4 protein-coding genes are annotated in these 8,844 nt (G+C 54.6%); 3 read left to right on the forward strand and 1 reads right to left on the reverse strand.

The window, feature by feature from the left end:
* Positions 1-584 precede the first annotated feature (584 nt).
* Both H6F43_RS15100 and H6F43_RS15105 read left to right on the forward strand, forming a co-directional pair.
* Positions 585-3,095: an amino acid permease gene (locus H6F43_RS15100; protein WP_190343558.1), complete on the forward strand. Its 2,511-nt coding sequence runs from the start codon at positions 585-587 to the stop codon at positions 3,093-3,095.
* A gap of 85 nt (positions 3,096-3,180) precedes the next feature.
* Positions 3,181-4,479, forward strand: coding sequence for a PRC-barrel domain-containing protein (locus H6F43_RS15105; RefSeq protein ID WP_190343559.1), 1,299 nt, complete (start codon positions 3,181-3,183; stop codon positions 4,477-4,479).
* Positions 4,480-4,499: 20 nt separating this feature from the next.
* Here the strand turns inward: H6F43_RS15105 and polA are convergent, their stop codons facing one another.
* Positions 4,500-7,436 (reverse strand): DNA polymerase I, encoded by a 2,937-nt coding sequence (gene polA, locus H6F43_RS15110; RefSeq protein WP_190343560.1) that lies wholly within the window; start codon positions 7,434-7,436, stop codon positions 4,500-4,502.
* A 171-nt stretch (positions 7,437-7,607) separates the two neighbouring features.
* On the opposite strand from polA, the gene H6F43_RS15115 reads away from it, so the two are divergent.
* The gene (locus H6F43_RS15115; protein ID WP_190343561.1) at positions 7,608-8,834 is read left to right on the forward strand and encodes a DUF4336 domain-containing protein; all 1,227 of its coding nucleotides are present in this window, start codon (positions 7,608-7,610) and stop codon (positions 8,832-8,834) included.
* The last annotated feature ends 10 nt before the right edge of the window (positions 8,835-8,844 follow it).

Consider the following 8,844-nt stretch of genomic DNA (forward strand, 5'->3'; position numbering starts at 1 on the left):
CACCTACGTCCGGATGGAAAGGTGCGATCAGGTAAAGCTGCAAGGGCTGTCAAAAACAAGCAACCCGCGGTTAGGGACGCAAGACCAATGGCGTCGAAGCGTCAACTCAAAGCAGCAAAACCTGCGTTTGGGCTATTTAGTTAGACAATTCTCTTAAGGAGAACGTGACCGATCCAGTCCGCGAGTGTAAGAGAGCGTTCTCTAAGACTTCAGCGACGTCTGTTCCAACAAGTCGCGAACCTCAAGTTACAGATCGGTCAGTTCATACTGGGCGCCTCACAACCATCCACCCAAGATAGGGCGGGGTCGCACTGCCGCTTTCGCTTTAGCTTCATCTCCAGATACCACAGCAAGTGGTATCCAGTTAGGGCGTAAGGTTTCAACGTTTGTACAACCTTCAAACACCAACTATTTCAATTTAACATCAATCTCTTAACACTCCTCTATAAAAGTACTGAATTTCAGCTCTACCTTATGAAGATATTCATGGAACCCATTTTTCGCTGTTCAACACGCTATTTCTGTTAACAGCCGTTTACACTAGGGAAATTCTTGGAAAGCGTTACTGATGGTCTCCTACCCGCATGTTTGAGTCTAGTAGCCCTCCCAGTTCGGCATCTGTACCGCGCTTACCTAGAAACCTCAGCACTGCTGAAACCTGGGGATTTGGATTAACGGGCATTCCGCTTTGGGTCGGCGTCGTTGTTGCGATGCAGGCGGACCTAGGCAGCCAAGCCATCTGGGTCTGGATTCCAGCGACGATCGTAGGGATGCTGGTGAATTACCAGGTCAAGCGTTTGGGCACGGATTGGATCGATATTGCTGGGGGAACTCCTAACTACCTAACTCGGCTACTGCAACCAAATTCGACGCTGGCAAGCTACTCGGCGATCGGCTACGTGATCAGTTGGGTGGCTGTCATTGCGGCTAGCGCCGTAGTTTTAACGAATTTGATTGAGGCGAATTTTGCAGCGATCGGGCTGGCGTGTCCTGAAGTGCTTTTGCGCGTCGGTTTTACGGTTCTGCCGTTTGTGGTTGCTTTTAGCGGCACTCGCGCCCTCAGCATTCTGCATTTGTTTTTTATGCTGCCTGCGGTTGGTTTGCTCGTCACCTTTAGCGTTCACGGGCTGGGTTGGTTAATGCTGTCGCCGGCAAGTCCGGGGCTGTTTCCGTCCAGTTGGGCAGTTCCTGGCTTTACCGATTGGGCAAAGTGGTTCTTGTTCGTCACCTACGCCACCTATGCAGGTGAAACGGCGGCGTCGTTTACGGCTGAGAGTCGCCACCCGACGCAAACGCTGCGGTGCCTCAACATCGCTGCTTGGCTGGGTCTGCTCGTATTCGTTGGTGCGTCCTGGGTTGTGGCGCGGTTGGCGATCGACCCCATGCCGCACGATAACGTGTTTCTCAATTTGCTGGACGTGGCTCAGCATTTTTGGGGAACGTCGGCATCGCTCGTCATTACCTTTTTGCTGGCGTCTTCCTGTCTGCTAGCGATGGCAACGGCAGTGTCGAACTGCCCGCGTATTTTGTATCAGCTTGCGATCGACCAGCACCTTGCGCCTGTGTTCGCTGCCGTTTCTCCACGCGGAGTGTTTTCTCCGGGCTTAGTGATGATTCTGGCGCTATCGCTGTTTCTGCTGCTGTGGGGTCACATTGCTCAAATTATCATCGTGGGCAACATCGCCTGGTTTGTTGCCTTTATGATGCTACACCTGGGGCTTTGGATGCAGCGGGGCAAACCGCAGGTTCTGTTTCCCCAATTGTCGTTAGGGATTTTTCTGGTCGAAGTTGCGATTTTGGGAATTGGCGGCTTGGCGTGGGGCTGGCAGAATTTTCTGATTGGGCTGCTGATCCCGATCGGCGTGTTGGCGATCGACGCTGCCATTCGTCGAATTCCACTGGCGTGCTTTGAGCCAGCGTGGTGGCTAGAGCGCTACCGAACTCGTCCGCCTGCTCAACTGGTCGATTCACTGATGCTGCAAGTGGTGACGCTGATTGGGCTGCTGTGCGGTTCTGTCCTAATTGGCTGGTGGTTTGGCAGCGAATTGACCCGCTCGGTTAGACCTCGCAATGAGTTAGTCATTATTCTGCTGCTGCTGGTGGCGTTTGTCGGTGTGGCGATCGCCTGCTGGACTAGTTTGCCGCAGGTGGTGGCGCTCGATGAAGCGCGAGACGAAGCGGAACGAGCGCAGAAGCGATTGCAGACCCAAACCGAGCAGTTAGAAGCCGCTCTTGTGGATCTTCAGCAAGCACAACTCAAACTGATTCAGAGCGAGAAGATGTCAGCGCTGGGCAATCTCGTAGCGGGCGTTGCGCATGAAATTAACAACCCGGTTGGTTTCTTAGCGGGAAACCTGAAACCGGCGCTGGAGTACATCCGCGATCTGTTTGGATTGATCGATCTGTACCAGCAGACCTTTCCTGAACCAGGCGTAGACATCAAGGCAAAAATGGTCGCGATCGACCTAGAGTACGTGCGCGACGATTTGCCGAAGCTGCTGAGATCAATGGAAACAGGCATTCAGCGCATTCGCACAATCAGCAACAGTTTACGGAACTTTTCGCGGGGAGATGATGAACGTCCGGTTACCTGCAATATTCACGATGGACTCGACAGTACGCTGCTAATTCTAAAGCATCGGCTGAAGGGCACGGCGTCTCGTTCAGAGATCCAAGTTATCAAGAAATACGGCAGCTTACCGCTGGTTGAATGCTATGCAGGTCAACTAAATCAGGTGTTTATGAACCTGCTGGCAAACGCGATCGACTCCTTGGATGAATTCAATCAGCGATGCACATCTGAGGCTCAGAGCGTTAACTCAAACTGCATCATCATCGAGACCAACGCGATCAATGACAATCGATCCATTGAGATTTGTATTCGAGATACCGGGATTGGAATGCCAGAGATGATCAAACAGCGCGTCTTTGATCATCTATTCACCACAAAGGTGGTCAACAAGGGAACCGGATTGGGATTGGCGATCGTCCATCAAATTATTACTAAGAAGCACGCAGGCACGATCCAAGTTCAGTCTGAACCCGGACAAGGTGCAGAGTTTCGGATTACAATTCCAGCGAAAGCAGCCCGATAAACGTTCGGTTGTCTGGGCTACTCGATCGCTCATCTGCGCTTTAGGATCAAAGTGATGAGCATAACTGTCAGAGGATGCTGAATCAATGACGACGCAACCCGAACTGATTCGACAAAACGACTTGCTGAATCGATTGGTCATCGATCGAACCAACATGGAAGAGTTGGGGCGCGTCGAAACGCTGTGGGCATACACGCCTGCACACAAGGTTTTGGGCTTCATCTGCAAGTCGGGCTTTCTGGGAAACCAGAAAGGCGCGTTCAACCTGGCGCAGATTCACACGCTTGGCGACAGCACCATTTTGGTAAGCTCTCGTCCGCAGGAAACCGACGCTGAAAAAGTTCGCCAGCTTGAGTCTCTAGTCAACTGCGAAGTCTGGAGTGATTCCGGTAGGCGAATTGGTAGAATCATCGACTACCGCTTTCATCTCAAAACTGGATTGATTTCGGACTATTTATTCACCACGGGAGACTTGAGCGCTATCACCGAGGGGATCTATCTGCTGCCTCCCAGCAAGATTCTTAGTATGGGACGCAGACGAGTGCTGGTTGCAGATTCAGCCGTGGATTCGCTCAGCGCCTATCGGGAGGGCATCAAGCGCAAATTGACGAAAGCAGGCGAGGTGCTTAAAGAGGAATACAGCCAGGTGACGCACCAAGCGCAGTCATTGACCTCTCAGGCAAAAGAACGAGCACGATCGCTCTCGCAGCGGGCAAAGGAGAAAGTGCAATCTCTTAATGCACAGCTGCGCGAGAACACGCAACACCTCACGCAGCAAATCCAGGAAACGAGTCAGGGCTTTGTCGAGCAGGTGAAAGAGCAGACGCAGATCCTACAGGATCAGTTGAACGAGGAGCCTCACGAAGACACGATCGTCGAGCCAGTCAGCGACTCGATCGACGACTTCGACGCCATTTTCGAGGACTGGGACGACTCTGCACCTGTAACGGCTCCCAACCCTGCCGTCGAAAACACGCCCAGCGTTGACGAGTGGGATGACTTTCCACCTGCGACGGTTCCTGATTCTGCAACGGCTCCCAATCCTGCAGTCGAGAGCACGCCCGCCGCTGACGAGTGGGATGATTTTCCACCTGCAACATCGCCTAACCCTGCGGTAGTGGACCATTCTGCGGTCGAGAGCACGCCCACTTTTGACGAGTGGGATGACTTTCCACCTGCGACGGTTCCTGATTCTGCGATCGAGAGCACATCCGATTTCGACGACTGGGACGACGATCCATCTACAGCGACTGTCAATTCAACCGTCCAGAACACGTCAACCGTCGAGAACACGCCTGATACTGCTACGCCTAACTCAGTACCTTCGAAGCGGACTGTGGACGCCAGCCTTGCGGATGACGATGACGATGAGCCTTGGCTGTAAGCTCGATCGCTTCTGATACCCTACTTTGTCTCCATCCAGTTCTTGCCTGCGTGAATTTCCACCAGGAGTGGTACTGAGAGGCTAACCGCTGACTCCATTTCCAACTTGATCTTGGGTTCTAGCTCCTGCCATTCATCCGGCGGCATCTCAAACACCAGTTCGTCGTGAACTTGCAGCAGCAGCCGCGCCTGATAAGACTGCAACAGGTCGTGCAGCTTCGCCATCGCAATTTTGATGATGTCGGCGCTGGAGCCTTGGATCGGCGCATTGGCAGCCGCCCGCAGCAGTCCGGCATCGCTCTGGCTGCGGGTTTTGATCCTGGTCAAGTCGATCGCCTCTGCCCTGGTTCCCCGCAGACGACGCAGGTTGTCGCTCTCGAAGTCGAAGTAGCGGCGACGACCGAGAATTGTTTCCACATAGCCACGGGAAATCGCCTCGCGCTGCATCTGCTGCAAATACTCGAAGACTTTGGCATAGCGCTCGTTGAAGCGATCGATAAACTCTCGCGCCTGTGTCGTGGGAACGCCAGACTCCCGCGCAAATCGCTGAGCACCCATGCCATAGATGACGCCAAAGTTAATAATTTTGGCGAGGCGACGCTCTTCGGAGCTAATGTCGTCTTTTTCTAGCAGCAGCCGCGCGGTCAGACGGTGAATGTCTTCGTTCTTCTGGTACGTCTCAACGAGGACAGGTTCCTGGCTCAGGTGCGCTAGAATCCGCAGTTCGATCTGCGAGTAGTCTGCCCCAACGAGAATCCAGCCCTCCTCCGGAGTGAACGCTTTGCGGATTTGGCGGCTGAAGGCAGTGCGGATGGGGATGTTCTGCAAGTTAGGATTCGAGGAGGACAAGCGACCCGTCGAAGTGCCCGTTTGGTTAAAGCTGGTGTGGACGCGGTGCGTATCGGGACGCACTAGCAGCGGCAGCGCATCCACATAGGTTGATTTCAGCTTCGTTAGGATGCGGTGTTCCAAAACCGCATCGACAACGGGATGATCGCCTTGCAGCTTTTCTAACGTCGCGGCGTCGGTCGAGTAGCCCGTTTTGATTTTGCGCGACTTTTTCTTATCCAATCCCAGCGTGTTAAACAGCAAATCGCTGAGCTGTTTAGGGGAACCCAGGCTGAATTTTTGTCCGGCAAATTCGTAAGCTCGCAGCTCGATCGCCGCCAGTTCTGTTTCTAGCTGCTGCGATAGTCCCTTCAGGTAGCTACGATCGATGCGAATGCCCGTGTATTCCATTTGTGCCAGCACAGGTTCCAATGGCTGTTCAATCGACTGCCGCAGTTGCTCTAGTACCGGAAGTTCCGTTAGCTTGGCGCGGAGTTTATCGACCAGCAGAAACGTCGTGTACACGTCCATGCCGCAGTAGTCAGCAACCTCAGGAATCGACACATCCGCGATCGTCTTGCCCTTGGGAACAAGGTCGTCGTAGGTCGTCGCCATAATGCCGAGGTGAGTGCGGCTGAGTTCTGTGAGGCTGTGGTTGCCTTCCGGGTTCAGCACGTAGCTTGCCAGCATTGGGTCAAATACCACGCCCGCGAGATTAACGCCCTGACAGCGCAGCACCAAGCGATCGAACTTGGTATTCTGCAACACTTTGGGATACTCGGCGCTCTCTAAGATGGGACGCAGCGCCTCAAGGACCGTTGCCGTGTCCAGGTTGCCGCCCTCGGTGTGTCCCGTGGGAATGTATGCCATGTCTGAAGTGCCGGGTCCCCAGCAGCAGCCAATCCCGACCAGAGCAGCGTCACGTGGCTGCAATGCCGTAGTCTCGGTATCCCAAGCGATCGGCGTTTGCGGGTTGGTAAAGGCGCGGAGGCGGTCGACCAACGCCGTTAGCTTCTCCACGGTGTCAATGATCTGTGGCGAGATCACCACAGCAGGTTCGTTTTGAGCAGACGCCGTTTCCTCTGGGCTGAAGAACCACAGATCGTCGTCCTTGTACTGCGGCAGGGGAATTGCCTCGGCTTCCTGAGCAGCGGCGATCGCGCCTTCGGTTTCCGATAGCTCCGTATCGTCCGCATCCGTACCTCTGAAGCGACGCTGAAACTGCTGAATTTTGCCCAGGAACGATCGAAACTCCAATTTTTCCAGCACCGGCAGCAGTTCCGTCTCATCGAAGCCGTGCAGTTTGCAGGCATCCAAATCCAGGTTCAACGGCACATTCAGGTGAATCTGCGCCAGATATTGCGAGTGACGGGCATCGTCTCTGCCAGCTTCCAGCTTTTGCTTGACGGCACCTTTCAACTGATCCAGCGAGGCGTAAACCTGCTCTAGCGATCCGTAGGTACTGAGGAGCTGCACGGCTGTTTTTTCGCCAATGCCTTTGACTCCGGGGATATTGTCCGACGGATCGCCGCAGAGAGCTTTGTAGTCCACAACCTGAGCGGGCGAGACGCCCAGCTTGTCTTTGACTTGCTCCGGTCCAAATTCTCTTGGCGGCGGGTTGCCGCGTCCGTAGGTGGTGCTGAGGTAAAGGACTGTAATGGTGTGGTCAGGGTCTACAAGCTGGAACAGGTCGCGATCGCCGCTCAAAATTTTGACGCGGAATCCCTCTGTATTGGCGCGACGTGCCAGCGTCCCGATGACATCATCCGCCTCGTAGCCTGGAGCGGTCAGAACTGGTAGCTTTAGCGCTGCTAGCAACTCTTGCAGGTTCGCCAAATCGGGAATGAAATCTTCCGGCGTGTCTGGTCGGTCTGCCTTGTAGGTTTCGTCTGCTTCGTGGCGGAAGGTTTTTTCACTGCGATCGAACGCGATCGCCACGTACTGCGGCTTTTCCGAGTCCATCACCTCTAGTAGCGCCTTCAAAAAGCCAAACGAAACGCTAGTGGGAATGCCCGTTTTAGTTCGCAACCCGCCGTCGCGCCCTTTAGCAAAGGCAAAATAGGAGCGGAACGCCAGCGAGTGACCATCCACAAGGAGAATAATGGGTCGGTTGGAAGAATCAGCAGCCAAGGCAGTCTAGCAATGAAGGATAGCCTTAATTGTATCGAGGCAGGTACCGACTCAACCGCTAGCCGGAGGTGGGAGCCAACAGGATTTTTACGCGAGCGGGGTTTGATAGGGAAACCGCACGAGGGCAGGGTCCGCTAAACTGAAGCGTATGGGAATCAGGGAGGCTGTCCTGTGAATCGCGCCGTTAGTCTAGAGAAGAGACATGAACCAGCGGGAGACTGGTCCTGGCTATTTTGGTTTCTCGTGCCGCTTTATCCCCACAACAAGCGGCGCACCCTCCGGCAGGAAGTGGTGCCAGACACCATCTGGACCTTTGACCAGATGCAAGGTATCCTTTACACCGTCGTGCCCGTCCGCATGACGGTTGTCAAGCTTGAAGCCGGTGGGCTGCTTGTCTACGCGCCGATCGCGCCGACCCGCGAATGTATTCGCTTAGTCAAAGAACTGGAGGCAGAGCACGGCGAGGTGCGATACATCCTTTTGCCGACGGCTTCGGGGTTGGAGCACAAGGTTTTCGTCGGTCCGTTTGCCCGATTTTTTCCTGATGCTCAGGTCTTTGTCACACCGAACCAGTGGAGTTTTCCAGTCAATTTGCCGCTGAGCTGGCTAGGTTTCCCGCGACGGACACAGACGCTGCCGCTTGACAGCTCGCTGGTTCCCTTCGCAGACGAGTTTGACTACGCGATCTTAGACATCAATCTTGGACTGGGAACGTTTGGGGAGGTTGCCCTATTTCACCGACGATCGCGGACCCTGCTTGTAACCGATACTGTCCTATCGGTGCCGGAGGAACCTCCGACGATCGTTCAGCAGGATGCTTACCCCTTGCTGTTCCACGCGCGAGACAGCGCGTTGGACGAGATCGAGGACACGGAAGCTAACCGCCGCAAGGGCTGGCAACGGATTGCGCTGTTTGCGGTTTACTTTCAACCTAGCGCCTTGAAGCCTGTACGCTTCGGACAGACGTTTCGGGAAGCATTCAGCGCACCAGACCGCTCCAAGAAAGCCTACTTCGGGCTATTCCCGTTCCAGTGGCAGGAAGGCTGGGAGCGATCGTTCAATGCCCTGCGCGGGGACGGTCGTCCCTTTGTGGCCCCGGTTCTGCAAGCGCTGATCCTCGACCACGCTCCTGAAGCCGTGACTGTTTGGGCAAACCGCGTCGCAAGCTGGGAGTTTCAGCGCATTATTCCCTGCCACTTTGATGCTCCGATCGAGGCGGGTCCCCAGCAGTTTCGGCAGGCGTTTGCTGTCTTGGAGCAGTCTGCCTCGACCGAGCTGATATTTGGTAGCGAAAGCCAGCCGCTTCCTGAAGCAGATGTTGAATTTATTAGGAAGCTAGAGGAAAATCTCGACAAGTGGGGTATTACCTCTTCGCCCCAAGCAACCGTGTCACGTTGATGAGCACAAA

This window comes from Leptolyngbya sp. FACHB-36 (assembly GCF_014695955.1).
Lineage (GTDB): Bacteria > Cyanobacteriota > Cyanobacteriia > Leptolyngbyales > Leptolyngbyaceae > FACHB-36.